Consider the following 26,579-nt stretch of genomic DNA (forward strand, 5'->3'; position numbering starts at 1 on the left):
AAGTTTTCATAAAACGTCTTAAAAAAGGAAGACAGGTATCTGTCATCCATTTACCCTGTCTTCATGCGATATAAAACGTTTCCATTTGGAAAGCTTACTTTTTCACCAAATCAAGTTGGGGAAACTGGACCGTGAGTCCTTCCACAAATTGATCGAATTGATCGAAGTCCAATTGTTGTTGCGCGTCCGAGAGGGCGATCGCCGGATTCGGGTGCAATTCTACCATCACACCGTCAGCTCCGATTGCAAGGGCCGCTTTTGCAGCTGGCAACAATAAATCACGACGACCGGTCGAATGCGTGACGTCTACCATAACAGGCAGATGCGTCTCTTGCTTCAAAATCGGTACAGCGGTAATGTCCAACGTATTGCGTGTCGCACGTTCATACGTTCGAATTCCCCGCTCGCACAAGATGACTTGGCTGTTCCCGCTCGCCATAATGTACTCTGCCGCATAAATGAACTCTTCGATTGTAGCGGATAATCCGCGCTTCAACAAGACCGGTTTGTCTGTCTTCCCAACTTCTTTTAACAAATCGAAGTTCTGCATGTTGCGAGCTCCGACTTGAATGATGTCAACATACGGTAACGCCGATTCCACTGCGCCAGGAGTCATGATTTCTGTGATGACTCGTAGGTCATGTCGGTCAGCTGCAGTCTTTAACAGTTTCAATCCCTCAAAACCTAAGCCTTGGAAATCGTAAGGTGACGTACGCGGTTTATAAGCACCGCCTCGCATGATTTTAACACCAGACAATGCAAGCTTTTCTGCGACCGCATTCACTTGTTCGAAAGATTCTACGGCACATGGTCCTGCAATCAATTGTGGACGGCCGTTTCCGATCGTCACATCTTTCATATGGACCAACGTGTCTTCCGGTTGACGTTTACGCGAAACGAGAAGCGTTTTATCTCGATCTTCTCCTTGTAATTCAGCAGACGCTTTAAAGACTTCTTTAAAGATATGTTGAAGACGTGACGTTTCAAACGGCCCTTGGTTTGATGCGGCAATAAAATCAAGCATCTCTCGCTCTCGGACCGGATCATAACGTTCGACACCTTGAAGACGTTTAATTTTTCCAATTTCGACGGCAAGTGTACCGCGCCGACTAAGCAAGTCGAGCATTTCATGGTTCAATTCATCCATTTCTCGACGTAATCGATTCAATTGATCTTGTGGACTCATAGTTTCCCTCTCATTCCTAAGCCGTTCTTTCCAGATTCCTAATTATATCGAACTTTGTGCGCTTTGTCATAAGGAAACCTTCTACGTCACAAAATCACCAAAAAAGGACCGAATCCATTCGGTCCTTACGAATTAATCATTTTTTTTTAAGTCTTTCTTTAAATCTTCTAGTTCTTCTTTCGATTCCTCGTCGAGCAACTCATTGACAGGTGCTTCGAGCGAATCGTCAGACTTTGAATCCGATGCGTTCGATGGCTTTTCTTCTTCAGCCGCGCGGTCCATCTGTTCCTTCACTTCCGATTCTGCTTCCGCAACGAGTTGATCTGCTTTTTCCATCGCCTCTTCAATCGAAAGCTCATCTTCATCGATTTGTTGCTTCAATTCTGCAGCTTCGCGTGCCTTATCTTTTACGATATTGAGGACAGGTGCCGCCTTATCGCTCGCCACTTTAATCCATTCCCCGACGACCGGTTCTGCTTTCTCACGCATCTCTTTCGATTTGACAGTCAGACGCTCTCGCGATGTTGACGTCTTCTCATCAAGGTACGTCCGGACTTCACGTCCGTTTTTCGGAGACGTCAATAACGCGACTGCCGCTCCAACAATCCCTCCGAGAATGACACCCGTCAAAAATCCGCTACTTGATTGATTCTGTTCTGTTGATTGCTTTTGGTCTGTCATGTGTGAGTTCCTCCCCGAGATTAACTTATTTGATCTTATCATCCGTTTGAATCAAATCAGGTGATACAGGTGTTTCTGCTTTCTTCTCGCGTCGTGTGCGACGACGTGGACGTTCTTTTGTAGTAGAAGATTCAGGTTTGTTCTTCTTGAACAATTCGACCGCAACCGATCCCCATCGGACGGCTTGCGCAATCTGTTCTTTGTTTTCGTCCGCTGCCGAGTGGACAGAAGTCGAGACGGTACGAACAGACTCGGTTACCTCGTTCAATGATGTCCCTAGCTCATCAAGCGCATGAGCGACAGGTGCGAGCAATTCTGTTTTTTCTTCGACGTTGTCTACGAGACGGTTCGTCTTATGTAAGAGCGCCGTCACTTCCATCGTGATTCCATCGAGCTGGCGTTCTAAATTTTCGGTCGTATTGGCGACGCTTCCGAGTGTACGATTTACATTCGACAAGACACGCGCCAAGAAGATGACGAGTACGACAAACGCGAGCGCCGCAATTAGCCCAGCGATGCCTCCTAATGTGATCTCCATTCAATCCATTCCTCCTATTCAATCGTTTCTTGTTTCATTATAGCACCATTATGACTGAAAAGATTTGCTACAACCGTTTTCGCCATTCGGTATGATTATTCCTTTACCCGTTTTTGTGTTTTCGATTACACTAAAATAGAAATTCATAAAAAAAATTAGGGGTGATCGTGTGAGAGATCCAAGAATTACACAATTAGCTGACGGTTTAATCAATTATTCCGTCAAGCTACAACCGGGGGAAAAGGTATTAATTGAGAACTTCGGCGTCGAAGAGTCGCTCGTTGAAGCACTCGTCGAAAAGGCATACGAAGCAGGGGGACATCCTTTCGTTCTCTTAAAAGAGAGCCGTATCTTACGTAAATTGTATACAGGCGCAAGCCGTGAACAACTTGAACTGATGGCCGACATCGAACGTAAACAGATGCAAGCAATGGATGCCTACATCGGCTTACGTGCTGGTGATAACATTAACGAGTTGTCAGACGTTCCAAGCGAACAGCAAAAACTTGTCGGTGCCACACTTGGGAAAATGCATACCGAAGACCGTGTTAAAGGAACGAAATGGGTCGTTCTCCGCTATCCATCCCCATCGATGGCGCAACTCGCTGGAAAATCGACAGAAGCGTTCGAAGACTTCTATTTCAATGTCTGTACACTCGATTACGGAAAAATGGACCGTGCGATGGATGCGCTAGTCGAGTTAATGAATAAGACAGATCGCGTGACATTGAAAGGACCAGGTACCGATCTTTCATTCTCGATTTTAGATATCCCAGCCATCAAGTGTTCTGGTCAGATGAACATTCCGGACGGTGAAGTGTTCACAGCACCGGTCAAAGACTCGGTCAATGGTGTCATCACATACAATACGCCATCTCCATATCAAGGCTTCACGTTTGAGAATGTGAAGTTGACGTTTAAAGACGGGAAGATTGTAGATGCGACAGCGAACGATACAGAACGGATCAATGAGGTGTTCAACACGGATGAAGGTGCGCGTTATGTCGGTGAGTTCGCCATCGGTGTGAACCCATACATCCAACATCCGATGAAGGATATTCTCTTCGATGAGAAAATTGATGGAAGCTTCCATTTCACACCTGGTCAAGCGTATGATGAGGCTTATAACGGCAACAACTCATCTGTCCACTGGGATCTCGTCAACATCCAGCGCCCGGATTACGGTGGCGGCGAAATCTGGTTCGACGATGTGCTCATCCGAAAAGATGGACGTTTCGTCATCGATGCGTTGCTTCCGCTCAATCCAGAAAACTTGAAATAATATAAAGAATGGTGCGCCTTTTTCAGGTGCACCATTCTTTATATTTATAATTTTGTTTTCTTCCCGAGGGCGGCAGACATCATCCAAATTTCTTTTTCGAGTCGCTCGATATGAGAAACGAATGTATCTTCAATCGCCTCATCGCCGTCCTCAAATTTCTCCATCGCATCTTGCATCTCTTGACGGATTTGTTTGAAGTCACTGATGATATCTTTAATCATCTGATCTGTCTCGGCATGACGATCGCCTTCTTTTAACGTTGAATGTTCGAGATACTCTTTCATCGTCGCAAATGGTTCGCCGTCATTCATAAGGAGTCGTTCTGCCACATCATCGTAGAGTTCTGCCACTAAATTATAGAGTTCTTCTAGTTTTTCATGATACGTGAAGAAATGCGGTCCACTAATATACCAGTGATAATTATGAAGTTTTACAAACAGCAATCCATAGTTCGCTACTTCTTTGTTTAAGGTGTTGAGTGCAACTTGACTAGCCATTCCTAACATCTCCTTTGTCATATTCATCGATACTACTATTACCGAGATTTTGGATGGCTAAACATAAAAAAGAGAGACTTTCGTCTCCCTTTCACACTTACGCTTCAAGTTTTACAACTTCTTCATATTCGCGCTGATACGTTTGAATATCACCGGCACCCATGAATAAGAGCACGGCATCGGCATGGTTGCGTAACACGCTTGTACCACCACGTTTTAAGATATGTGCTCCTTCGATTCGTGATTGAAGGTCTTCGATGGTGACCGTCCCTTCTTGCTCACGTGCGGAACCGAAAATATCACATAAATAGACAGTGTCTGCTTCGGCCAATGCCGTCGCAAAGTCGTCCATGAATGATTTCAAGCGTGTATACGTATGTGGTTGGAAGATTGCAACGACTTCTCGATTGCCATACTTTTTCCGAGCTGCTTCTACCGTTGCACTAATCTCACGCGGATGATGCGCATAGTCATCGACAAGCACTTGATCGTTTAACGTCGATTCACTGAATCGGCGTTTTACACCGTTGAACGTTTCAAGACGTTCTTTTACCAATTCTTTCGGCAAGTTCTCGTAGTCACATGTCGCAATGACGGCAAGCGCATTCAACACGCTGTGGTCTCCATATCCAGGAATCCGGAACGTCCCGTAGAAGTCATCACGTAAAAAGACATCAAATGTCGTTCCATTTTCTGTCGATGTGACCTGTTCAGCACGGAAATCATTGTGCGTCCCGAAACCGTAATAGACGAGCGGCACGTTTGCTTGGATGTGTTGAAGATTTTCATCATCGCCACAAGCAATGATTCCTTTTTTCACTTGTTTCGCCATTTCTTGGAATGCGTCAATGACATCATCAAGACCAGAGAAATAGTCCGAATGGTCAAAGTCGATATTCGTCATAATCGCGTAGTCTGGTTGGTAGTATAAGAAATGTCGTTTGTACTCACAAGCTTCGAAGACAAAGTTCTTCGAATCCGCCACTCCCTCTCCCGTTCCATCGCCGATTAAGAACGATGTCGGTTCGATTCCACGCATGACGTGTGCAAGTAATCCCGTCGTTGACGTTTTCCCGTGCGACCCAGTGATGGCGACGCTCGTGTAATGGTTCGCGAGTTCACCTAAAAACTCGTAATACTTATAAATCGTCAATCCGAGTTCACGTGCACGCACGATTTCTGGATGATCATCACTGAACGCGTTTCCTTGTACAACGATTTGGTCTTCCGAAATATTTTCAGGATCGAATGGCAAAATTTCAATCCCTTTACGGTTCAAGGCTTCTTCTGTAAAAAATGCTTTTTCAACGTCCGATCCACGGACCTCATTGTTCATATCAAATAAAATTTGAGCTAAAGGACTCATGCCCGTTCCTTTAATTCCGACGAAGTGATAACGGTTCATCTGTAAATAGCCCCCCTAATTCATTGCGGCTCGTCAAAATGCGACAAACCTTTGTCATTATAGCAAAACTCACAGAATCGTGCTATTACAGATTATTGTTTTTTTGTGCAAGTCGTCGGCTACGGTACATCGCCATCCGATCTTTTGGCGTCATCATCACATTCACAGGCGGTTGATCCGCTTTAAATGAGACTTGAACCGCTGGTGTCAAATCTGTGTCAGAAGGCATTCCTTGCTGTTCAGATGGTGTTTGTAATGTTTCTGCAATCTGCTCGATCGACGGACCAATTTGTTCCGCCAATCCATCAATATCTAGGTCAGTTTGAGGAGTGGCATCTTGTTGAGCCTCCACGACTGTCTCCTTTTTTGAACGAGATAAATCTGTTGATTGCATAAAAACAGATGAAAAGCCATTATCAAGAATCGAAACTTCACCAAGAATCGATTTGTCTTCAATTTCAATTTCCCCGGAAATCAGCTCGTTGGACTCTTCACTCCATTCAGGTTCAGAGACGGTTTCAGTAGATGACTCTCGGTTCAGCTCTTCCGTCGCAGAATGAGTAGATTCCATTGCTGAATCATACGCATCTCTCGTTTCAGGAGAGTGTTCGACCGGTAGGACAATCTTTGGTTTGGGGCGAGCATATCCATAAATCGGTGACGGGACGTCGGACGGAATGAATTCCTCGGCTGCCTCAACCTTTGGTGGTGGGGAACCTTTTTGTCCTTCTTTCGACAGTTCTCGTTTGATTCGCTCTGCTTGTTGCTTCAGTGAACGTTCATATGCATCCATACTTGATTCCTCGCTTTTTCACTCAATCCATATTTAACAAAAAATCGGTCGAATTTAGCGACCGATTTTAAATGCTGTACCTACTTCATATTCGTCATCTAATACTAAAATTCCTTTTTCTTGCGGGGCGTTCGGAAGGTTTAATTCACGGGCAGAACAAATCATCCCGTGTGAACTCTCACCGCGGAGTGCAGATGGACGGATAATCAAACCAGTGGGCATCACCGCACCCGGTTTTGCGACAACGACTTTTTGTCCGGTTGCTACATTCGGTGCGCCACATACAATCTGAACAGTCCCTTGGTCGATTTGAACTTGGCAGATCGACAATTTGTCAGCGTCCGGGTGCTTCACTGCGCTTTCGACATAACCGACGACAAACTTCGGTGTCACGTCAACCCACGAAAAGTCCTCTTCAATCCCGTTGTCATTCAAGATGCTTTGCAACTGCTCCACTAATCCTACTGTCAACTCAACCGGACCATTCCATCCTGTCACATCAACATGTTGACTCGCTTGAAACAGGTTGTACCCGTTCACTTCCCCGTCTGCTGACTTGACGATTGCCACATCTCCCGTTCGCTCGACAGATTGATGATGTCTTTCTCCTTCTTTCAACAACACCATGAGTACATCACCGATTCCTTCTCGGTTGTAAAACACATTCATTTGCATACGTTCCTACGTCCCTTCTTTCAAACTCATCTCACTTATTTTATCAGATTATGTGTTCGATGGCGGGGTCTTTTTTCCGACAATAAAAATCGGTTCAAGTTCCCCCGCCTCATAGTGAAAGGCGAGTGCAGTTATAGGAATCCGACCATTTGTGAAGAAATCAAACATCAATTGCTGCATCGCATCATACCCTTGGTCATTTCGAATGTCCGCAACGATCATCACATCCTGATGTGGGACACCGACGAGCATATCCCCTTCAATCCGTCGTTCCATCATCCGGAGAAACTCATCATTTAACACACGAGACGCCTCGTAGCCATCGCGAGTTGATAAGAAGTAGAAGGGATTCCCAGCCACTTCGTCTTGCTTCATCTCGGTCGGTAGTTTTTTCACATTCTCACGGGCGATTCGTTCGATGCGGTCGAGCGTCATCTCATCCGAAAGGTGGCGTTCTTCAATCAATCGATACCCGTTCCCGCGGTCCAGCGCATAAAAAATAGCGGTTTCGGCCGTATGCGGAGTAAAAGCAAGTGCTTCTCCATTTTTTGTCGTCTTCGAGAAGGAGTTCGAGCGAATGACAGGATAGATGCCATCTTCAGTTCCGGTGAGGGAGATCTGATCGTCCGCCTTCATCGCCGATTCGATATACTCGATGACTTCATCGACGGCAACCTTACCGCGTGTCTTTGCCTTTGCCACAATCGGTGCAAGGCGAATATTGACCCCAAAACGGTCAGATTTTCGTTCGACGCGCAGTACCTCATTCTCACGGTCGTAAGAAGTACGGTATTCCTCATTAAAATGCGATTCTAGATAACGTCTTAGCTCATTCCGTTCCATGAAGACTCACCCTAATCCGTTCAAGAAAGCTTCAACCTGTTCCGGCGTCTTCCGTTCACGACCGACGTAGCGATCAACCTCTTTGCCATTTTCAAACGCAACAAAGCTTGGGATGCCAAAAATATCAAGTTCTTGCGCAAGTTCCATGAACTCGTCACGATCGACGTAATAGAACGTCCATGCTTCAAATTTCTTCTCGATTTCTGGCATGAATGGGTCAAGGAATCGGCAATCCCCACACCATGTCGCCGAAAACATAAGGACACTTTTCGCTTCTTTTGCTTCCATATATTCTGCCATTGTGGATAGTCGTTTCATGATTATCACTCCTGTTCGTTTTTTCCTCACTTATAATAGCATAAGTCAAGTCACACATTCTGCTCTGCTGTTTGTTATAATCAAAGCCGAAACTAGTTGAAACAGGTGAAGCTGAATGAAATTAACACGTGAAACGTTAAACCCTGAAATGAAACACCCTCTTGAACAGATGGTCGGTGTTTTTGGAATGCTTGCCATTTTGCGATACGGCTATTTGTTTATTGACACCGATAAAACGAGACTAGAGATCTTGATTTGGCTTGTCGTCGGTTTTGCCATCATTTATGTGCTAGAAAAAATTCTCAAGAAATTGGTGCGTCACTTACCCATCATTCGAAAGCGCTTCTTGATTCCGATTTACGTGATCGTGCTCATGTTATTCCTAATCAGTTTCCGCGTCCCACGTGAGACGGTTGAGTCCGTTAAAATGTGGTTTGGAATTGGATGAAAAAGAGCAACGTTCCTCGAAACGTTGCTCTTCTTTAGTAGTCAATTTTTAAATCATTCGGTTGAATCCGACCGGTTCTTCGCAAGACTGCGTATACCGCGTAGCTCAATAGAGCTGGTCCGATTATGAGGAAACCAATGACGACGAGAAAGGTGTACCAAGTAAAGCCCATTGTTTCGAGCATGACGATTGGACCGACAAGCCCACTTGTTCCCATGCCCGCCCCCGCAGCGACACTTTCCAATTCAAACAACAGAATCGCGATTGGTGCCAATACAGCACCGGCCATTGTCGGCGGAAGGAGAATCCAAGGGTTTTTCACAATGTTCCCGACTTGAAGCATCGAGGTGCCGATCCCTTGAGCAATCGCCCCACCGACTCCGTTATCACGATAACTCGTGATGGCAAAGCCGATCATCTGAGCCGCACAACCGACAGTTGCTGCACCAGCGGCAATCCCGTTCAAACCGAGCATCAATGCGATGGCAGCACTTGAAATCGGTGCCGTTAACGCAAGTCCCATCAATGTCGCGACGACCACTCCCATGAACAACGGCTGTTGCTCCGTCCCCCATTCAATCCAACCACCGAGTTGCGTCATGAACAGACCGACATACTTGCCGATATACGTTGCTGTGAAATAGCCTACGGCAATCGTAGTGAACGGCGTCACTAGAATATCTAGCCTCGTCGATTTAGAGACAAGTTTTGAGACTTCGACCGAAAGAATCGTCGCAACGTAGCTTCCTGCCGGTCCGAACTCATATCCAAATGCCCCGACAACGAGCGCGGAAAACAAAATGAGCGGCGGCGCCTCTAGCGCATAGGCGATGGCAATCCCGATTGCAGGTCCGGTCAAGCTCATGGCAACATCCCCGATTTGAATCAATGTGGCACTCATCCCTGAGAATGTCGTCCCTTCGAGCTGACCTCCGATTGTTTTCATGATCAGACCGATGATTAATGTACTAAACAAACCTAGTGCCATATAACTTAGCGCCGTCACAAAATAAAGCGACGGGCTCAATGAGATTCCTTTTTTCTTGAACATAACATATCCTCCTTACACTTATACAGGTGTCTTGTCATGAGTAAAATAGATGTATAAACACCTTTATCAGTATAAGACGTTTTCATGAAATAGCAAGAACATCCACAAAAAAAACCGTCCACTCATCTTTCGAGTGAACGGAATGTTTGATTTAACGAGATGGACGTAGCGTTTCAAGTGTCGAACGATCAAGTCGCTTGACTAACGCTTTGAGTAACGCTTTTGCTGCATCATAGTCATCCGTATGAAGAATTGAAGCATGCGTATGGATATAACGAGATGCGACGCCAATGACGGCTGTCGGCACCCCTTCTCCGCTCATGTGAACGCGCCCCGCATCGGTACCGCCTGGTGAGACGAAATATTGTGTTTTAATGTTTTCGTCTGAAGCCGTATCGAGTAAGAAATCACGCATTTCAGGAGACATGACCATGACGCGATCTAGAATTCGAATCAAAGCTCCCTCACCGAGCTGACCGAACTCCGTTTTACTCCCTGAGGCATCATTTGCCGGTGAAGCATCGAGTACGAGTGCCACATCTGGCTGAATCAATTCAGATGCCGTCTGCGCTCCCCGTAGTCCGACTTCTTCTTGTACGGTAGCACCCGAGAACAAGATGTTCGGGTGATCGGCTTTTGTCGTTTCTTCCATCAATTCGATCGCAAGACCGACGCCATAACGGTTGTCCCAAGCTTTGGCCATAATCTTTTTCGGGTGATGAAGTGGGGTGAATGCGCTCGATGGGACAGCAGGGACCCCTGGACGTACACCCCATGACTCTGCTTCTTCTTTAGAATCTGCTCCGATGTCGATAAACATCTGCTTGATGTCCATCGGCTTACTCATCGCATCTGGTCCTAACAAATGAGGCGGTGTCGAAGCGACGACACCCGGGATTTTACCGTTCGACGTGATGATGTCGAAGCGTTGTGCCATGAGCACTTGGCTCCACCAGCCACCGAGTGGTTGTATGTAAAGCATGCCGTTCTCGGTAATCCGTGTCACCATAAAAGCGACCTCATCCATATGTCCGGCTACCATGACTTTCGGTCCCGACTCATCTCCGACACGTTTCCCAAAAATTGATCCGATGCCATCCGTGACAACCTCATCTGAATGGGGTTCAATTCGTCCGCGTACAAATTGACGAACTTCAGACTCGAACCCAGGAGCTCCGGGGAGTTCTGTTAGCGTCTTAAATAAATCTCTCGTCTTCTGATCCATCTTTCATCATCCTTTCCTAACCGTTCTTGTCTCATTATATACAAAAGTTTTGACAGGATGCGAATGCTTTTCATTCCATTCGGGTACAGGTTTTGGTACGATGTACATGATAGCCATAGTTCAAGGGGAGGTAGTCATATGAAAAAAAGGTATTGGTTTATTGGAATCGGGGTTGCCGTCATTGCCGCACTTATGACGAAAAAAGCTTTAGATGAACGTAGCTTATCTGCAGAAAACGCGTTAGAGTATACAAAACGCGCTTTCTCAGCAAAAGGTCATGTCCAAGGGGCATGGATTTCTGCATCACCGGAGATCTACACATACGACGGCCGTGAATACGACGTCTACAAAGGTGGCATCTCGGTTCTTGAGAACGATGAAGAGAAAACATATGAGTTTACAGTCGACTCTGAGACTGGCGCATTACTCGAATATGCATGATACGAAACCGACGAATGATTCGTCGGTTTTTTTGTTTAGTTCCCTTGAAAGAGTGGAAAATTGAAATTGGTAGTTTTCAATTTAAAAAAGGAGTGATCTCGCGTGAAGAAGCTAATCGGTGAAGCAAGTGAACTCGTATCGCAAATGGTTGAAGGGATGGTCCATGCCCATCCTGAAGTGTATGGTCGAGTCGACGGTGTGAATGTCATCTGTCGGGCTGACGGAGCGAAGTCTGGAAAAGTCGGTCTCGTCTCTGGAGGCGGTAGTGGTCACGAGCCAGCACACGCCGGATATGTCGGGGACGGTATGCTCGATGCGGCAGTTTGTGGGGAAGTGTTCACCTCTCCTACTCCGGACATGGTGCTTGAAGGAATCAAAGCAGCTGACGGCGGAAAGGGTGTTCTCTTGATTGTGAAAAATTATTCCGGCGACGTGATGAACTTTGAGCTCGCCGCAGAACTGGCCGAAGGAGACGGCATCAAAGTCGACCACGTCGTCGTCGCAGATGACGTCGCCATTTCGAACAAAGAAGATCGCAGAGGGGTAGCCGGAACCGTCTTCGTCCATAAAATCGCGGGAGCTGCCGCTGCTAGCGGGAAGTCACTCGAAGAAGTCAAATCCATCGCCGAGAAAGTAGCGTCTCACGTTCGCTCCATGGGGATGGCAGTCGAACCTTGTTATATGCCGGTGAGCGGTAAACCTGGGTTCGACTTGAACGAGGAAGAGATGGAGATCGGCATCGGGATTCACGGGGAACGAGGTGTTGAACGGAAACCGACGAGTGATGTCGACCAAATCGTCGACGACCTCCTCAGTCACCTGAAAAAAGAAGTCGAGCCAGGAGAAGTTGCCGTCATGGTGAATGGAATGGGTGGAACACCACTATCTGAGCTGTATGTGACGTATCATTTCGTTGCAGAAAAACTTGAAGCTGCTGGATATACCCTCAAACGGAAGTATGTCGGCAACTACATGACTTCACTCGAGATGCATGGGTTCTCCATCACGTTACTCCCTCTCGATGATGAGATGACGACGTATCTCGACGCTCCTTCAGCAGCACTCGGATTCAAAATTTAATAAATGAGGTGTTTGGTTTATGTTGACGATTGATCGGATGAAGCAGGCGTTACGCGACGCACAAGTTGGCATCGAAGAGCAAAAGGATACGTTGACCGATTTAGACCGGGCCATCGGCGACGGTGACCATGGGATCAACATGTCTCGTGGTTTTGATGCGGTCTCTACTATTTTAGATGAGGATTATGACTCTCTTGGGGCACTTAGTAAAAAGGTCGGGATGACCCTCATGTCGAAAGTCGGCGGTGCGGCCGGACCTTTATACGGTTCAGCTTTCGTGAAGATGGCAAACAAGTTCGGGGATGCGACCGAAGCGGACTTTGGCTTACTCAAGGAGGCGCTTCAGGAAGGTTCGAATTCTATCAAAGCACGAGGGAAATCGGAAGTCGGTCAAAAAACGATGGTCGACGTTTGGGACCCGTTCCTCGAGCAAGTCCAACAAGGGGAAGATTATAAACAGAAATTAGACGCGCTTGTCCAAAAAACAGAAGATATGGTGGCCACGAAAGGAAGAGCCTCTTATTTCGGAGAAAACTCTCGCGGAACCGTTGATCCGGGTGCCCTTTCTAGCTCAATCCTTTTGGCTGCAATTATGAAGGAGGTCGATTGACATCGTTGAATTGATCATCGTCTCGCACAGCGCAAAAATTGCGGAAGGCATCCAAGATTTGATGAAGGAAATGGCACCGTCCGTGCCCATTCATCTAGCTGGTGGCCTTGAGGATGGCGCTATCGGAACGGATGTAAATCGCATCTTATCGGCGCTCGATCAGGTCGAAGGAGAAGCACTTCTCCTCAGTGATATCGGATCGGCGACAATGAATGCGGAACTCGCCATCGATATGTACGAAGGTGACAAACATGTCGAATTTTTCGATGGTCCAATTGTCGAGAGTGCCTTCATCGCCTCCGTCTCTTCAGGAAATGGGATGTCACTAACTGATATCGTCAGACAGTTAAAACAACAGTAAAAAGTACCCCGTTCTCTTGAACGGGGTACTTTCATGTCTTATCTTGGGTTGTCATTCTTTTCATACACGGCATTCATATATGAACTTGTTGAATAGAAACGTGGTACGACCAAGAACAAAATGAGTGCTGGAATCGCAATCAATAGAAGCAAGACCAATACCGGTAACCAATAGACGATCTGTTGACCGAGCATGTCGATGTTCGCGTCCGCAAACTCTGAGGCTCCTTCTACTTCTACGAGATCCGCTGATGTAAGAATCTTGTTGTCTGTCGCATCAAAGTAATGGTACTCGGTTTTACGTGTGATGAAGATCCCATCACGAATCGTATCGAGCTCTACGACAGCCGCGATGACTTCGTTGCCGTTTGAATGGCGAAGCGTCTCTTCTTTGATGATTTCAGCTGTTCCTTCTTTATAGTCATAATGCGTTGCTTTCAAATCCTCTTCGAGAGCGTCTAAGAACGCTTCGTTCGCTGAGGTATTCATTGGTGCGATTGTTAGAATGAAGATTACTGCAAGCAGGCTTGCCCATGCTTTTTTCAACATCCCCATGTTCCCCCTTCTCTTATTCCAGTTTAGCGTCATTCCTATTGTACCAAGAAGAAAGAAAAAAGTGTGAAGAAAATACTATTAAAATAAGAAAAAAGCGTGTCAATTTTTCGGACGGAATACGGCTTCCATTCGGTAAATCGGCTGACCGAGCGCACTAAAGCGCTCTTCATACTCTGTTCGAATATTATCTTCTGGTTCATTGACATGTAAATCTAGTGAAATTTCTGTGAAGAACATCCCGTATTGACTCATACTCTGAAGCGAATATTCAAACAATCCACGGTTGTCCGTCTTGAAATGAATCTCTCCTGCTTTCGGAAGAATCGCCTCATATGTCGCCAAAAACGTCTTATACGTTAGACGTCGTTTCGCATGTCGTGTCTTTGGCCACGGATCGGAGAAGTTTAAGTATACGCGATCGACTTCCCCCGCTTCAAAGTAGTCGACGAGTCGTTTCGCATCGACCGTCAATACTCTCACGTTCGGCATCGGGGTTTCGACTAATTTTTGTACGATGGAAACGGCTACGCTCTCAAACAACTCGATTGCAATGAAGTTCACATCCGGGTGTTGTTTCGCCATCCCTAAAATAAATTGTCCTTTTCCTGAACCGACCTCGATAAAGAGCGGGTGGTCATTCCCGAATTCAGTGCTCCAGTTACCTTTCATCTGTTCAGGATGTTGAATAAATACATGTTCTTGAGCTTCCATATATTCTTTTGCCCAAGGCTTATGTCGTAAACGCATGAAAATCCTACCTTTCGTTCATCAAATGTTCAAGTTTAATGGGAATATGCACGTTACGGACGAGCAGTCCTCTTGCGATTATACACGAAATCATAGTTTAATGAACGTGAATCATCCTTCACAAGGAGGTTAAATACAATGAGTACTTTAGATCAGTTCCTTATTTTTTACGCAGCTCCACTGACGTTTTTTGCTGGTGTCATCGCAACGTTCGTTTGGGCTTACTTTATGAATCCAGATGACATTTAACACATTCAAAAAGGGGTGGCGAACAGCCATCCCTTTTAATTGATTCGTTCGTACGCCTCGTCCATCAGCTCACGTAATACATGAAATCCTTCAGTTCGCGCAGAGTCATTCTCTTCCCCATAGATTGTCAAAATCGTCTGGGCGATTGCATACCAATGCATTCGATTATGGAGCTCACTCGAGACACGTACCCCGTAATGAGAGAACCAGCGCTCCCACTCCACTTCATCCATATAGCTATATACAACCATCGCCAAATCGAACGCGCGGTCTGCAATGATCGCATCATCCCAATCCGTCAAGTAGAGTAGGCCGCTCTCATCCTCAATCCAATTATTATGGTTTAAATCAGAATGACAGACGACGAATTCTTGCTCGTCGACTTTTGGCAAATGGTGTTTTAGCCATTGAATGGCTTCTCCGATGATTGGGTCTGTTTCATCTTGTTCATATGCCTCACACTGACGGAGCAACAAGTGCGGCGTCACCGGTGTGTGGTTCAGCTGTTGCAACATGAATAATAGCTCTTTCGAGTTATGAATCTTTCCGAGTTGCGCCGCGACATCAGGTCGTTTCATATCTTCTGGTGAAAGTTCGCGGCCTTCGATAAATTGTTGGGCGCTTAACACGTCCCCATTAAACATTCGCTTTGTCCAAAGAAGCTTTGGTACGATTCCTTCCGCTGACAAGATCGCCAAAAACGGAGAAGAATTTCGTTTGACAAAAATCTTCTGTTGGCGCGTCGTCGCTACATACGCTTCGCCCGTAATGCCTCCGGCTGAAGCGACTGTCCACTCTTTCCCGAGCGCACCGACTATATCTGAATACATATTCATCACGCTCAAATCTTACTTGAATTAAAGAGATACAATCAACATCTTAACACGCGAGAATCGTCATTGACAACGACTCGACTTGAATGTGTGTTGGGTTTCGTGCGAGCGGAACGAGACTCGCCGTTTCTCCTTGAACGTATACGTTCCATTTCGCATCGCTCTCGAATGAAAGCGAGTCGAACGTACCGTTCACATAGACGCGTACCCGTTGCCACGCATCATAAGAATGACTGGCCGTCAATTCATAGATAATGACGCCAGGAGGCGATGGGAGAAACGTGAAATGGTCAATGACTTCTTGTCTGGAATCATACCGGAAACATGTATGGAGTCGCCGTAACTTCAAGAGCGTCTTCACATACTCGATGTCTTTGATTCGTGTGTCACGAAGATCCCAATCAAAATGATTGATGTGATCGGGTGAATTATAGCTATTTTCGACACCCTGTTTCGTCCGCCCAAACTCTTGACCGGCATGGATGAACGGGATGCCTTGGGATGTGATGACGACCGCATTAGCAAGACGTTGCATGGCAAGACGAGTCGTTTCATCGACTCCTTCACAAGACAACATTAACTTGTCATAGATCGTATAGTTGTCGTGAGCTTCGGCATAATTGATGGAATAGGTCGGACTCGGGAAACGACCGACCGTTACGTTCGGAATGTGGACGGCTCCAGTAAGACATTCTCGAAGTTCCCACTCTCGCCACTCATTCCCGGAGATGAATCCACGTTCCCTGTCATTAAACGTCGACCCCTTCAACGCATCTCGAATCATATCGTTGAAATGTCCGATGCGAGGCATGCGTGCAGCATTTTGTGACGTCGCCTTCAATGACTGTCCAAGCGGTGTCGCCAAGTCCCACCCTTCTCCATAGACGAGAATTGAGGGATCAACCTTATCGAGCGCGGCCCGTACTTGATTCATCGTTTCGACATCATGAATCCCCATTAAATCGAAGCGGAACCCATCCACTTGATAGGTTGTTGCGAAATACGTCACGAAGTCGACAATCATACGTCGCATCATATAGCGTTCTGACGCCGTGTCATTCCCGACACCGGTTCCGTTCGCTATCGTCCCGTCGTGCTCGTATCGAAAATAATAGTATGGTACGAGCGCTTCGAGTGGGGATTGTTCTCGAATATAAATATGATTCATCACGACGTCTGTAACGACTCGAAGACCAGCTTGATGCAAGTCAGAGACGAGTGTCGCATATTCGAACACACGACTCATCGGCACATCCGGTCTTGAGGCATAACTTCCTTCAAGTCCGAACCAATGAATCGGGTCATAGCCCCAGTTGTACGGCATACGCGTTGTCTCATCGACACTTCCAAAATCATGAACAGGAAGCAACTGGACATGGGTCACGCCAAGTTCTTTTAAATAGTCGAGTCCGGCACTATTGCCTTCCTTCGTCCGAACTCCTTTTTCAGATACCCCACCGTATAGTCCTTTCAATTGACTCATCGATGAGGGATGGCTTGTAAAATCCCGGATGTGCAGTTCATAGATGACGGCATCCGTTGCCTTCCATAAAGGCGGGCGCGCGGCTCGTTCGACCTGTTTATTGACAAATCGTGAGACATCTTGTAGTACGCCATACTCACCGTTCAAACTGACGGCTCGCGCATAAGGATCGACGACTTGCCTCGTATCGACCGGTGTTTTCACTTCTAAGCGATAAAACATACCTTGGAACGCTTGTGGTATTTCACCACTCCATTCCCCGCGTGCGCCGCGGTTCATGTGAAATCGCTCAATTTCTCTGTGATTCGTATCATCATGCACTGTAATCCACATGGATAAAGCAACCGGAGACCATACCGTCACTTCCATTCCGTGCGGCGTAAACGATACGCCGAGTGGACCATCATATGAGAAACGACGTTCGAATTCCTCTGATCGGACGATTTCTCGTGGTACGACAACCGTCGTCTTATGACCCGGATGGTAAACGGTGTACAACGTTTCTAAAGAGATTGGTTCGTTTAAACGAAGGATTTGTTCGATCTTCCCGGATTCCGTCACAAACTGTTGCTCGACGAGATAGTCGACCGGGCGTCCATTCTGTTCGATTTGTACTGGAACGGATTCATATTCGCGCACAATCTCAAGTTGTATGGTCTCAAATGATACGAAAGACGCGCTCTCGATGGTCACATGTGAGGCGGTCTTTTGATCTGGTGTGTGATGCATATGCGTCCCTTCCTCTCAATCACTGATCCATGAATTGACGAAACGGCAACTTGGCAGTCACTTCTAATATAGTAGCAACGTCACGAATCTGCTGTGCTTTTACAATCGGTGCACGACCGTTCACTTGTTTCATCCATTCCGTATATTCATTACGACCGATATATTGGGTCGATCGAACACTTGGAACGTTATCAAAATATCCATTTGTCGCAATGACGACTTTTTGTAGCACGCCCGCATAATGCGGTAGAACTTGACGAATCAGTTCCTCTGTCCGTGTCAATGCAATCAGCGGGTTCACTACACGGGTATTTTCCCCTTTCAGCGGTTGATGAACCCATGTCTTCTCTTTCGATATGTGATAGATGCTTCGATCGCCTTCAAGCCATTCTACGATATAAAGGTGCGTTGGTCCGACGATGACATGACTCAATTCAACCATCGCACCATTCCATTCGATGACCGGTCGATACAAGAAAAAGTGTCGTTCGTTCCAATCGGTGCGCATCACACGATAAGCGAAGTCACGAATAAACGCCAGATGCGGTAAATCTGTCTCAAGCACCCCTTCACAAGCGAATTGAAGCTTTTGGATATGCCGGCGCTCTCGTAACAACTTTTGATATTGTGATTCAGAGAGCGGCTTCGGCTCCAATTCGATTCGTTCCGTCTTCGCCCAAAACTTCCACCACGGTCGGTCAATTTCGAGCACTTCGACCGGGTTTAAGCGATTGTTTTCATGAAGGCGCTGTAGACGTGCCGTATCGGATTCCACATATTCCAAATAACGATTATATTGATCTAATACATCACGTTCATATTTTGAGATTACGTCAAAAATTTTAACCGGGATTGCCATATATCCTCCTCTGGCCGTCTTAGCGGAAATACGTCTACTGCTCGGTAAGCAGGTGTATGAGTCGGCTGTACTTCATATAAAATTAATTCTTCTACTGATTCCGTCGCGTGAAATTCAGGGGGGACGTACGGGACACGCTCCCCTTCGCCCCATTTTTTAGCGAGCGTCACGTGAGGGACAAACGACTTCCGGTCCAATCTTGGAATCACATCAACTAGTTCATGGCGGAGGGTATGCGCCAACCGTTGAAGGGGTTCGGAGTCATCCGGAACGATGGTCAAAACGCGGGGCCGATCCGGTCGCCCAAAATGGTCGATAGCTCGAAACTCCAACGTGAATGGTAATGTTTTCTCACAAATTCTACGCGTGATTTCTTTTACTTCGTCTAATTCATCCCCATCCACGCTTCCTAAAAATTGCACTGTCATATGGAACTCTTCCGGTCGATAGATTCTTCGATACGAATAATAAGGTAAGATGGTTTGCTGTACGTCAACCAATTCAGTCGCTTCAATGGGAATCGCAATAAAGTAATGCGTACTCATCTCATTCATCCTTTCAGGTTGCGACGTGACATTCCGATCCAAATCAACGCTCCTAGTGCCGTGACGATGGTATACATCCAAAACACGCCTAAAATATCGTCAAGTTCAATGATTTTACCACTCAGCATATTAAATCCAGCTGTCGCGAGCCCGGACGTCAATGCCATATATACCCCGATGGCCGTCGAGGAAACTTGTCGATCGACGAGCGTCCGAACGAATTGAAGTGCGACGGGAATCAAGAGTCCGACGACGAGACCTTGTGCAATCGCGAGGAGCCACACGACCCAAATCGGTGGTTCTAACGCAAGTACCCCGTTCCGAACTGCCGAGATGATAGCGGCCCCGACAAGAACGCTGACGTTTCCATAGCGTTCAACCAATTGGGACGCCACTTTCATAAACGGGATTTCAAATAACACTGCAACGAGGAATAGCGTTCCGACCAACGTCGTCGAGCCACCGCTATTTGTCACGTAAAGGCCGAAATAATAGTTATTCGCGTAAATCGGTCCGAAGACGAGCATCCCACCACATAAGAAGAACACAAAGTGTTTGTTCCAAACAGCCGTCCATGAGAGCGGCGCCAACGTCACATCGCGAATCGAACTTTTCTCAGGAATCATTCGAACAAATACGCTGCCAAGTATTAGTAAAACAGCACTCAACACGAATGTACTAGCTAGTCCCCACGTGCTATCAGAGATTCGTCCCATTGCAAAGACGGCAATGGCAAATCCCGCTGAGCCAAAGAGTCGAATTGCACCGTAATCAACTTTCGACCGCGTCGTATAGTCGAGTGTCATCATGTCCACAAGCGGGATGTGAGCACATTGGAAAACGGACCAAATCACCATAAGTATGACAATCCAAATGTAAGAGGTCGCCACTAAAAACGTGAGAGAAATGAGTGCGGCGCTCAGCATCGCCAAAATCAACCAGGCACGGACTCTCCCCGTCCGGTCTGTCAACATCCCCCACAATGGTTGCACGCCGATGGATAGAATCGGTAAGATGGCCACCACAATCCCGACTTGGCTAGGTGTCAACCCAAACTTAGTTTGTGAAAAGTATAAGGTCATATAAGGGATCAATGCCCCTTGCGCGAAGAATATCGCGACGTATACAGACTGAAACAATCTTTTTTGCGAATCCAATGATAACTTCCTTCCTAAAGGACAGAGAGCCGACTATACCAGCCAGCTCTCCTTGTTTCTTATTTAGCGAGCTCGTAAATGGCCTCAGCATAGATTGCCGCGGCACGTAATAAATCTTCTATCTCCATATATTCATCGACCTGATGCGCCACATCTTTAGCACCTGGGAACAATGCACCAAATGCGACACCTGCCTCGAGCGAACGTGCATACGTTCCGCCTCCGATGGCCATCAAGTTTGCATGTTCTCCCGTTTGACGCTCGTACACGCCTGCTAGTGTCTTCACGAGTGGGTGATCTTCTGCCACATGATGAGGCGGCATATGTTGACGGGTCTTCAACTCGAACCCAAATGACAAAGCGATTTCACGTAGGTTTTGTAACCGTTCTTCAAATTTGGCCGTATACGGATAGCGAATGTTGACCGTCGCCGTACGCTCTTCTTCATTGTATCGGAAGACGCCGCCATTAATCGTCAAGTCGCCCGTCTCATCGCTCGCTTCAATCCCGAGCGAAATCCCACGAGAATCGGCGAATACGTGACGAACGAATTCAACATAGCGCTCGCCTTGAATATCAAGTGGAAGATGTAACAAGAATCCAGCGAGGACGTAGGCCGCGTTGACCCCGTTATCCGGTTCCATCGCGTGCGCCGCTTTTCCTTTCATCGTAAACGTATATGTGCCACGGTCGTATTCACACGTTCCGTCCGCTTCATATTTTTCGAGATAGGCCTCGAACTTCTCCTCGAGTACCTCATCCGTCTTCAATTCGGCTTTCGCGAAGTCCGGCACCATATTCGGACGCTCCCCACTCGTGAATGACACGAGATGGTAGGCAGAACCCGGTACACGTTGAATCGGTAATTGAGTCAACACACCATCATACAACCCTTTTTCAGCATTGATGATCGGGAAATCCGCATCTGGCGCAAATCCATACGTCGGCATTTGTTCTTGTTTGAAATACTCGCGGACACAGCGCCATTCGCTCTCTTCATCGCAACCTGCAATCAAACGGACCCGCTTTGAAAGTGGTAGCCCGAGCTCTTTGACAATTCGTAGCCCGTAGTATGCAGCCATAGATGGCCCTTTATCATCGTTACTTCCGCGTGCCACAATTTTCCCATCAGTCGTGATGGTCGGGTTGAACGCGCCATACGTCCATCCCTCCCCTGCTGGGACGACGTCAAGGTGACATAGGATGCCGACGATTTCCTCCCCGTCTCCATATTCCAAGTGTCCCGCGTAACCTCCGACGTCTTTTGTTTTAAATCCATCTCGCTCACCGATTTCAAACATGTAGTCAAGCGCTTGACGAACCTCCGGACCAAACGGCATGTTCGGTGCAGCTTTCGATTCATCGAGTACGCTAGGGATTTGAAGTAACCCTTTCAAATCTTCTAAAAATGCGTCTTTACGATTGTCGACTTCCTGTCTCCAATTCATGTTCATCTCCCCTTTTGCGAATGTTCTCTCCCTTACTAGTATATCCAAATGTATGAAAGACGAACATTCATTTAGAAAAGTTTTTTTCGTTCGTGTTTCAGCTTCTTTTTAATGTAAAAATATAATCTTCATTCGATATTTACGTTCATAATCAAATCTTTACAAACAGATTGTTCGTGCTTTCCACTTGCATTTTTGCTCAAGAGCGGTATACTAAAGGTGTAATTTTAGAAAATAACAATTTTATATTTCATTTTGTCGTCTGTAGGTATGGTTTATCATTATTCTACACATTGGGAGGTTATCCAATGAAAGGCTCAACAGATCGGATGTTAACGCGCATCAAGTCCATTTATTTGTTCATCAATGAAAGGGAATCCGTTACCACTTCAGAACTAGTAGAAGAGTTCGGCATCACGTCACGTACCGTGCAACGTGATTTGAACGTACTTGAGTACAATAACCTTGTGGAGAGCCCTAGCCGTGGCACGTGGACTTCATCAAAACGTTCACTCAAGACGGCAAATTGAATTGTATATGTATATTCAAGAGACCTGGCGTGCAGGTCTCTTTTTTCATCTCATAAAAAAGAACCTGCCCATCAGACAGATTCTCTCATCTTCTTATGATTGAAGAAACAGTTGAACTTCTTCTTCCGTCAACTCACGATATGCCCCGAGCTCAAGCGTCTCATCGAGTTCTAACTTTCCGATTTGAACACGCTCCAATCGTTCGACATGTTTGCCGACCGCCGCGACCATTCGTTTCACTTGGTGATATTTCCCCTCAGACAACGTGAGGCGAATGACCGACCGACGTCCGCTCTTGCTCAGTATTTCAAGACGGGCCGGCTTCGTCGTATATCCGTCCTCTAACTCGACCCCATTCGCGAACGTCTTGATATCCTCTACTGTCATCTCCCCGTCGACCTCGGCGATATATACTTTGTCGACGTGCTTGCGAGGTGACATGAGCGCATGATTGAACGCGCCATCGTTCGTGATGAGGAGCAGTCCCGTCGTATCCTTATCGAGACGACCGACCGGGAAGAGGTCATAATGGGCATACTCTGGATCAATCAACTCGATGACTGTCGTCTCGACTTGATCTTCAGTCGCACTGATGACCCCTTCCGGCTTGTTCATCATGAAATAGATGTAGGGACGATACTCAACCACTTCCCCGAACACCGTGACTTTCTCTAATGCTGGGTCGACGTGCCGTTTCGCATCTTTTACAGGTGTCTCATCGACTCGCACTGCCCCTTGTTTCAATAAGATTTTTACATCTTTTCGTGAACCATATCCCATGTTCGATAGCAATTTATCAATTCGCATTATCCGTTCCTCCGATATTCAAAGCGTTTCCCTAGTAATTTCCCTGCGAGATGGCTCCGCCACCCGAGGTATCCATATACGAGAACGCCGATTGTCACTCCCACGATTGTCGCAAAAATGTCGTTCCCCCAACTCGCCTCATCATTCATTGTAACGAGAAGAGAGAGGAAGACGGCAGCGAACATCGCCCCACCCATCAAGAACATCAAGATGGTGCGACGAAGCAGTTGCTTATACGGGAAGTGGAGCGTTCGTTGAATCATCCATACCATGAGAATAATGGCCACGATGTATCCAGCGATGGTCGCGTACCCGGCTCCGATTCCGCCGAGCCAATAGACGAGCGGTACGTTCAATGCAAGTTTCGTCAACAGTCCCATCGATGTGGCAAAGATGGTGAAGTACTGACGGTTGATCCCTTGGAGGATCGCAGCCGCGACCGAGTAATAGGCCAAGAAGAATGCACTTGGTGCGTAGTGGAACAAGTATACCCATCCTTCACGGTCACCCGGGAACAAGGTGCCAAACAATGGCTCCGCAAGTGCTACGAGACCAATGACCGCAGGAATCGTTACGAAGAACGAGACTTGGAAAATATGGTTTACTTGATTTCGAACTTTTTGCATGTCCCCCGTCGTGAACGAACGAGTCACAAGCGGAATCGTCGCCATCGACACACTCGCTGCCACAGAGACTGGAATCAACACAATTTTATGGGCGTTTCCGGTCAAAAAACCATACGCTGACGTCGCTTCAGAAACGCTCGCACCCGAGCTGAGTAACGTATTGACCATCGTCAATTGGTCAATCAATTGATAGAGAGGGGTCGATACCCCGACCATCACGATTGGAATTGAATAGCTAAGCAATTCAAGCAATAACGATTTCATCGAGCGAACCGGTGTGCCCGCTGGATTCTCTGTCTGACGATGAATGTCCTTCCGACGCTTCCAATACATGATGAGCACGGCGAAACTACCGATTGCCCCGATGAACGCACTGAACGTCGCAATCGTGACCGCGATGACTTTCAATCCGTTCAATTCAGTCGTTTCAACGGATTGCGTCCCTCCGAGGGCATTGGCAATCGGTTGAATGAAGTTTGAATCCGCAAAGACGAACAAGACGAGCATCGTTCCACTGAGAAGGAACAGGATGCGTACAATCTGTTCGACGACTTGTGAGATTGCCGTCGGAGCCATATCTTGATGTCCCTGGAAATAACCGCGTACCATACTCATCGCCGGGATGAGCAGTAACGCAAAACTGACGCTTCGTGTCACGAGGGTGAGCGAGTCAATGTATTGCTGATTGTTCTCCGAGTTTCGGACCATCAGTTCGGATAGCCATGGTGCCGCAAAAAAGAGTAATAAAAAAGCGACGACACCGGTCGCAAGCATCAGCTTCATCCCTTGTCGGAACAGTCGTTGACTCGTCCCGTATTCTCCTAGTGCATTATATTTTGCGATAAATTTCGAAACGGCGACGGGGATCCCTGCCGTCGAAATGGAGATCATGATCGCATAATACGTATATGCCGCTTGATATAATGTCACTCCGGCAATCCCGACCATCGCTTGGAACGGGAACGTGTACAATAGTCCTAACATTCGGGAAATCAAGTTTCCCGCTGATAAAAGAAGCGTTCCTTTGACGAAGGAGGCTCTTCCAGAATCTTGTTTGGCGCTTGATGACATGAGGTACCTCCATCTATAAATCAACTATTTCAATGAATTCGGTTTTACAAAACAACCGCTTCTCATTATACTCTTACTGTTACGGATAATAAAGTTACGATAATTTTACTAATCATATAGATGAAGAAATGAGGAGATTACCTATGAAAGATGTCATCGTCATCGGTGGAGGGCCGAGCGGACTCATGGCAACGTATGCTGCGGCAAAAAGTGGCGCATCGACCTTGCTGATTGATAAAGGCTCGAAACTCGGTCGAAAATTAGCCATTTCAGGTGGAGGACGTTGTAACGTCACGAACCGAAAACCAATCGATGAATTGATTCAATTCATCCCCGGGAATGGTCGCTTTTTATACAGCGCCCTCGCCCAGTTCGACAACCAATCCATCATCGACCTTTTCACTGGATTCGGGATTCCGCTAAAAGAGGAAGACAACGGACGAATGTTCCCAGTGACAGATAAAGCACAGGACGTGGTCAACACGTTGCTTCGGGCAATTGAAGACCTCGGCGTCGAGATTCGAAAAAAAGCTGAAGTCAAAACGCTACATTTTAATGAAGAAAACGAGTTTCACGCTGTCGAGTTGATGGACGGTGAGATGCTCGAGGCAAAAGCTTGTGTCGTCGCGGTCGGCGGACAGTCTGTCCCACACACCGGTTCGACCGGAGACGGCTATCCATGGGCACAGAAGGCAGGACACACGATTACCGAACTCTTCCCGACAGAGGTGCCAATCAAATTGAATGACGCGTTCATCGGAACGAAACAACTTCAAGGATTATCGTTACGGGACGTCGCTTTGACGGTGCACGGCAAAAAAGGGAAGGCGATCAAGACGCATCAGGGAGACATGATTTTTACCCACTTCGGGATTTCAGGTCCAATCGCGCTCCGTTGCAGTCAGTACACAATCAAAGAACGGAAACGCAGCAAAGAACAAATCGTCCTCTTGTCACTCGACTTCTTCCCGGACACGTCACGAGATGAGCTCGTCCAGGAACTGTGGAATCAAGTGCAGAGCCAACCGAAGCGTGCCGTTAAAAACGTATGGAAAGGCTATATCCCCGAGCGACTTCTTGACTTGTTGCTCGAAGAACTCGCATTTGGAGAAGAAGACGCGAGTCAGTTGAAGAAGCAATCCGTCATCGATTTCGCAACACGTTTGAAAATGTTCGAGATGCACGCCGTCGGGACACTCGACTTTGATAAGGCGTTCGTCACAGGTGGCGGCGTTTCGGTTAAAGAAATTGCGCCACAGACGATGATGTCAAAGAAAGCACCAGGTCTCTTCTTTGCCGGCGAAGTACTCGACATCCATGGATACACGGGTGGCTACAACATCACGGCCGCCTTCACGACAGGACATTGCGCCGGATCACATGCAGCCGAACTGGCGACAGGGCGGTAAAAGGTTCGGTCAAACGCATCGTCTGCGTTCTATCATGATCACTAAACAATCAAAAGGCTTGACCCTGTCTCATTCAGGGCTCAAGCCTTTTGACATTC

Annotated in this window: 30 protein-coding genes; 9 read left to right on the forward strand and 21 right to left on the reverse strand. The window is 46.9% G+C overall.

Features of this window, described 5'->3' with window-relative positions:
* Positions 1 to 94 precede the first annotated feature (94 nt).
* The 3 genes from F3H97_RS06990 to F3H97_RS07000 all read right to left on the reverse strand — a co-directional run bounded on the left by F3H97_RS06990 (position 95) and on the right by F3H97_RS07000 (position 2,405).
* Complete coding sequence (locus F3H97_RS06990) at positions 95 to 1,186, reverse strand: bifunctional 3-deoxy-7-phosphoheptulonate synthase/chorismate mutase (RefSeq protein ID WP_196430917.1); 1,092 nt, start codon at positions 1,184 to 1,186, stop codon at positions 95 to 97.
* A 132-nt stretch (positions 1,187 to 1,318) separates the two neighbouring features.
* A complete protein-coding gene (locus tag F3H97_RS06995; protein WP_196430918.1) occupies positions 1,319 to 1,867 on the reverse strand; it encodes a YtxH domain-containing protein in 549 nt (182 codons plus the stop codon).
* A gap of 25 nt (positions 1,868 to 1,892) precedes the next feature.
* A complete protein-coding gene (locus F3H97_RS07000) occupies positions 1,893 to 2,405 on the reverse strand; it encodes a DUF948 domain-containing protein (protein ID WP_196430919.1) in 513 nt (170 codons plus the stop codon).
* A gap of 169 nt (positions 2,406 to 2,574) precedes the next feature.
* Here F3H97_RS07000 and F3H97_RS07005 point away from each other — a divergent pair, with 169 nt between their 5' ends.
* On the forward strand, positions 2,575 to 3,687 hold the full coding sequence (locus F3H97_RS07005; RefSeq protein WP_196430920.1) for an aminopeptidase: 1,113 nt from the start codon (positions 2,575 to 2,577) through the stop codon (positions 3,685 to 3,687).
* 44 nt (positions 3,688 to 3,731) lie between these two features.
* Here F3H97_RS07005 and F3H97_RS07010 read toward each other — a convergent pair whose 3' ends face one another.
* The 6 genes from F3H97_RS07010 to F3H97_RS07035 form a co-directional block, all read right to left on the reverse strand.
* Complete coding sequence (locus tag F3H97_RS07010; RefSeq protein ID WP_012726754.1) at positions 3,732 to 4,184, reverse strand: Dps family protein; 453 nt, start codon at positions 4,182 to 4,184, stop codon at positions 3,732 to 3,734.
* A gap of 97 nt (positions 4,185 to 4,281) precedes the next feature.
* Positions 4,282 to 5,589, reverse strand: a complete 1,308-nt coding sequence (gene murC, locus F3H97_RS07015; protein ID WP_196430921.1) for a UDP-N-acetylmuramate--L-alanine ligase — start codon at positions 5,587 to 5,589, stop codon at positions 4,282 to 4,284.
* Between the two features lie 85 nt (positions 5,590 to 5,674).
* Entirely contained in the window at positions 5,675 to 6,382 is a 708-nt protein-coding gene (locus F3H97_RS07020) for a hypothetical protein (RefSeq protein ID WP_196430922.1), read from the reverse strand.
* 54 nt (positions 6,383 to 6,436) lie between these two features.
* Positions 6,437 to 7,051, reverse strand: a complete 615-nt coding sequence (gene ytpR / locus F3H97_RS07025) for a YtpR family tRNA-binding protein (protein ID WP_159562551.1) — start codon at positions 7,049 to 7,051, stop codon at positions 6,437 to 6,439.
* Between the two features lie 54 nt (positions 7,052 to 7,105).
* The gene (locus tag F3H97_RS07030; RefSeq protein WP_196430923.1) at positions 7,106 to 7,900 is read right to left on the reverse strand and encodes a DUF1444 domain-containing protein; all 795 of its coding nucleotides are present in this window, start codon (positions 7,898 to 7,900) and stop codon (positions 7,106 to 7,108) included.
* Between the two features lie 6 nt (positions 7,901 to 7,906).
* The gene (locus F3H97_RS07035; protein ID WP_196430924.1) at positions 7,907 to 8,218 is read right to left on the reverse strand and encodes a thioredoxin family protein; all 312 of its coding nucleotides are present in this window, start codon (positions 8,216 to 8,218) and stop codon (positions 7,907 to 7,909) included.
* 115 nt (positions 8,219 to 8,333) lie between these two features.
* Here F3H97_RS07035 and F3H97_RS07040 point away from each other — a divergent pair, with 115 nt between their 5' ends.
* Positions 8,334 to 8,666 (forward strand): hypothetical protein, encoded by a 333-nt coding sequence (locus F3H97_RS07040; RefSeq protein WP_196430925.1) that lies wholly within the window; start codon positions 8,334 to 8,336, stop codon positions 8,664 to 8,666.
* Positions 8,667 to 8,700: 34 nt separating this feature from the next.
* Here the strand turns inward: F3H97_RS07040 and F3H97_RS07045 are convergent, their stop codons facing one another.
* Positions 8,701 to 9,717, reverse strand: coding sequence for a PTS sugar transporter subunit IIC (locus tag F3H97_RS07045; RefSeq protein WP_196430926.1), 1,017 nt, complete (start codon positions 9,715 to 9,717; stop codon positions 8,701 to 8,703).
* A gap of 151 nt (positions 9,718 to 9,868) precedes the next feature.
* Positions 9,869 to 10,942 carry a M42 family metallopeptidase gene (locus F3H97_RS07050; protein WP_196430927.1) on the reverse strand — a complete coding sequence of 358 codons (1,074 nt, stop codon included), beginning with the start codon at positions 10,940 to 10,942 and terminating at the stop codon, positions 9,869 to 9,871.
* A gap of 138 nt (positions 10,943 to 11,080) precedes the next feature.
* Between F3H97_RS07050 and F3H97_RS07055 the strand changes: the two genes are divergently transcribed.
* The 4 genes from F3H97_RS07055 to dhaM all read left to right on the forward strand — a co-directional run bounded on the left by F3H97_RS07055 (position 11,081) and on the right by dhaM (position 13,434).
* On the forward strand, positions 11,081 to 11,383 hold the full coding sequence (locus F3H97_RS07055) for a PepSY domain-containing protein (protein ID WP_012726763.1): 303 nt from the start codon (positions 11,081 to 11,083) through the stop codon (positions 11,381 to 11,383).
* Between the two features lie 102 nt (positions 11,384 to 11,485).
* Entirely contained in the window at positions 11,486 to 12,463 is a 978-nt protein-coding gene (dhaK, locus tag F3H97_RS07060) for a dihydroxyacetone kinase subunit DhaK (protein ID WP_196430928.1), read from the forward strand.
* Positions 12,464 to 12,485: 22 nt separating this feature from the next.
* Positions 12,486 to 13,073: a dihydroxyacetone kinase subunit DhaL gene (gene dhaL, locus F3H97_RS07065; protein ID WP_370148738.1), complete on the forward strand. Its 588-nt coding sequence runs from the start codon at positions 12,486 to 12,488 to the stop codon at positions 13,071 to 13,073.
* A 10-nt stretch (positions 13,074 to 13,083) separates the two neighbouring features.
* Positions 13,084 to 13,434 carry a dihydroxyacetone kinase phosphoryl donor subunit DhaM gene (gene dhaM / locus F3H97_RS07070; protein ID WP_255541909.1) on the forward strand — a complete coding sequence of 117 codons (351 nt, stop codon included), beginning with the start codon at positions 13,084 to 13,086 and terminating at the stop codon, positions 13,432 to 13,434.
* Between the two features lie 38 nt (positions 13,435 to 13,472).
* Here dhaM and F3H97_RS07075 read toward each other — a convergent pair whose 3' ends face one another.
* Together F3H97_RS07075 and trmB are read right to left on the reverse strand one after the other, a co-directional pair.
* Positions 13,473 to 13,982, reverse strand: coding sequence for a hypothetical protein (locus F3H97_RS07075; protein WP_230872823.1), 510 nt, complete (start codon positions 13,980 to 13,982; stop codon positions 13,473 to 13,475).
* Between the two features lie 105 nt (positions 13,983 to 14,087).
* Positions 14,088 to 14,735 carry a tRNA (guanosine(46)-N7)-methyltransferase TrmB gene (gene trmB, locus F3H97_RS07080; protein WP_196430929.1) on the reverse strand — a complete coding sequence of 216 codons (648 nt, stop codon included), beginning with the start codon at positions 14,733 to 14,735 and terminating at the stop codon, positions 14,088 to 14,090.
* Positions 14,736 to 14,873: 138 nt separating this feature from the next.
* Here trmB and F3H97_RS15180 point away from each other — a divergent pair, with 138 nt between their 5' ends.
* Complete coding sequence (locus F3H97_RS15180; protein WP_012726769.1) at positions 14,874 to 14,984, forward strand: hypothetical protein; 111 nt, start codon at positions 14,874 to 14,876, stop codon at positions 14,982 to 14,984.
* 35 nt (positions 14,985 to 15,019) lie between these two features.
* Here the strand turns inward: F3H97_RS15180 and F3H97_RS07085 are convergent, their stop codons facing one another.
* The 6 genes from F3H97_RS07085 to pepV are packed head-to-tail and all read right to left on the reverse strand — an operon-like array spanning position 15,020 to position 22,038.
* Entirely contained in the window at positions 15,020 to 15,814 is a 795-nt protein-coding gene (locus F3H97_RS07085) for a phosphotransferase family protein (RefSeq protein WP_196431853.1), read from the reverse strand.
* 49 nt (positions 15,815 to 15,863) lie between these two features.
* A complete protein-coding gene (gene pulA / locus F3H97_RS07090) occupies positions 15,864 to 18,029 on the reverse strand; it encodes a type I pullulanase (protein ID WP_196430930.1) in 2,166 nt (721 codons plus the stop codon).
* 19 nt (positions 18,030 to 18,048) lie between these two features.
* Positions 18,049 to 18,888: an NERD domain-containing protein gene (locus F3H97_RS07095; RefSeq protein ID WP_078147217.1), complete on the reverse strand. Its 840-nt coding sequence runs from the start codon at positions 18,886 to 18,888 to the stop codon at positions 18,049 to 18,051.
* Positions 18,858 to 19,433 (reverse strand): RNA 2',3'-cyclic phosphodiesterase, encoded by a 576-nt coding sequence (gene thpR / locus F3H97_RS07100; RefSeq protein ID WP_159562557.1) that lies wholly within the window; start codon positions 19,431 to 19,433, stop codon positions 18,858 to 18,860. Before thpR ends, F3H97_RS07095 begins: the two co-directional genes overlap by 31 nt.
* Before the next feature lie 5 nt (positions 19,434 to 19,438).
* Positions 19,439 to 20,590, reverse strand: coding sequence for an MFS transporter (locus F3H97_RS07105; protein ID WP_196430931.1), 1,152 nt, complete (start codon positions 20,588 to 20,590; stop codon positions 19,439 to 19,441).
* A 59-nt stretch (positions 20,591 to 20,649) separates the two neighbouring features.
* Positions 20,650 to 22,038 carry a dipeptidase PepV gene (gene pepV, locus F3H97_RS07110; protein WP_196430932.1) on the reverse strand — a complete coding sequence of 463 codons (1,389 nt, stop codon included), beginning with the start codon at positions 22,036 to 22,038 and terminating at the stop codon, positions 20,650 to 20,652.
* Between the two features lie 308 nt (positions 22,039 to 22,346).
* Here pepV and F3H97_RS07115 point away from each other — a divergent pair, with 308 nt between their 5' ends.
* A complete protein-coding gene (locus F3H97_RS07115; RefSeq protein ID WP_012726776.1) occupies positions 22,347 to 22,568 on the forward strand; it encodes a DeoR family transcriptional regulator in 222 nt (73 codons plus the stop codon).
* A 93-nt stretch (positions 22,569 to 22,661) separates the two neighbouring features.
* On the opposite strand, the gene F3H97_RS07120 is transcribed toward F3H97_RS07115, so the two are convergent.
* Positions 22,662 to 23,375 (reverse strand): pseudouridine synthase, encoded by a 714-nt coding sequence (locus F3H97_RS07120; protein ID WP_196430933.1) that lies wholly within the window; start codon positions 23,373 to 23,375, stop codon positions 22,662 to 22,664.
* On the reverse strand, positions 23,375 to 25,072 hold the full coding sequence (locus F3H97_RS07125) for a putative polysaccharide biosynthesis protein (protein ID WP_196430934.1): 1,698 nt from the start codon (positions 25,070 to 25,072) through the stop codon (positions 23,375 to 23,377). The genes F3H97_RS07120 and F3H97_RS07125 overlap by 1 nt, the downstream gene beginning before the upstream one ends.
* A 143-nt stretch (positions 25,073 to 25,215) precedes the next feature.
* Here F3H97_RS07125 and F3H97_RS07130 point away from each other — a divergent pair, with 143 nt between their 5' ends.
* Entirely contained in the window at positions 25,216 to 26,481 is a 1,266-nt protein-coding gene (locus F3H97_RS07130; RefSeq protein ID WP_196430935.1) for a BaiN/RdsA family NAD(P)/FAD-dependent oxidoreductase, read from the forward strand.
* Positions 26,482 to 26,579 lie beyond the last annotated feature (98 nt).

The organism is Exiguobacterium sp. SRB7LM, from assembly GCF_015712685.1.
In the GTDB taxonomy this organism is placed as follows: domain Bacteria; phylum Bacillota; class Bacilli; order Exiguobacteriales; family Exiguobacteriaceae; genus Exiguobacterium; species Exiguobacterium profundum.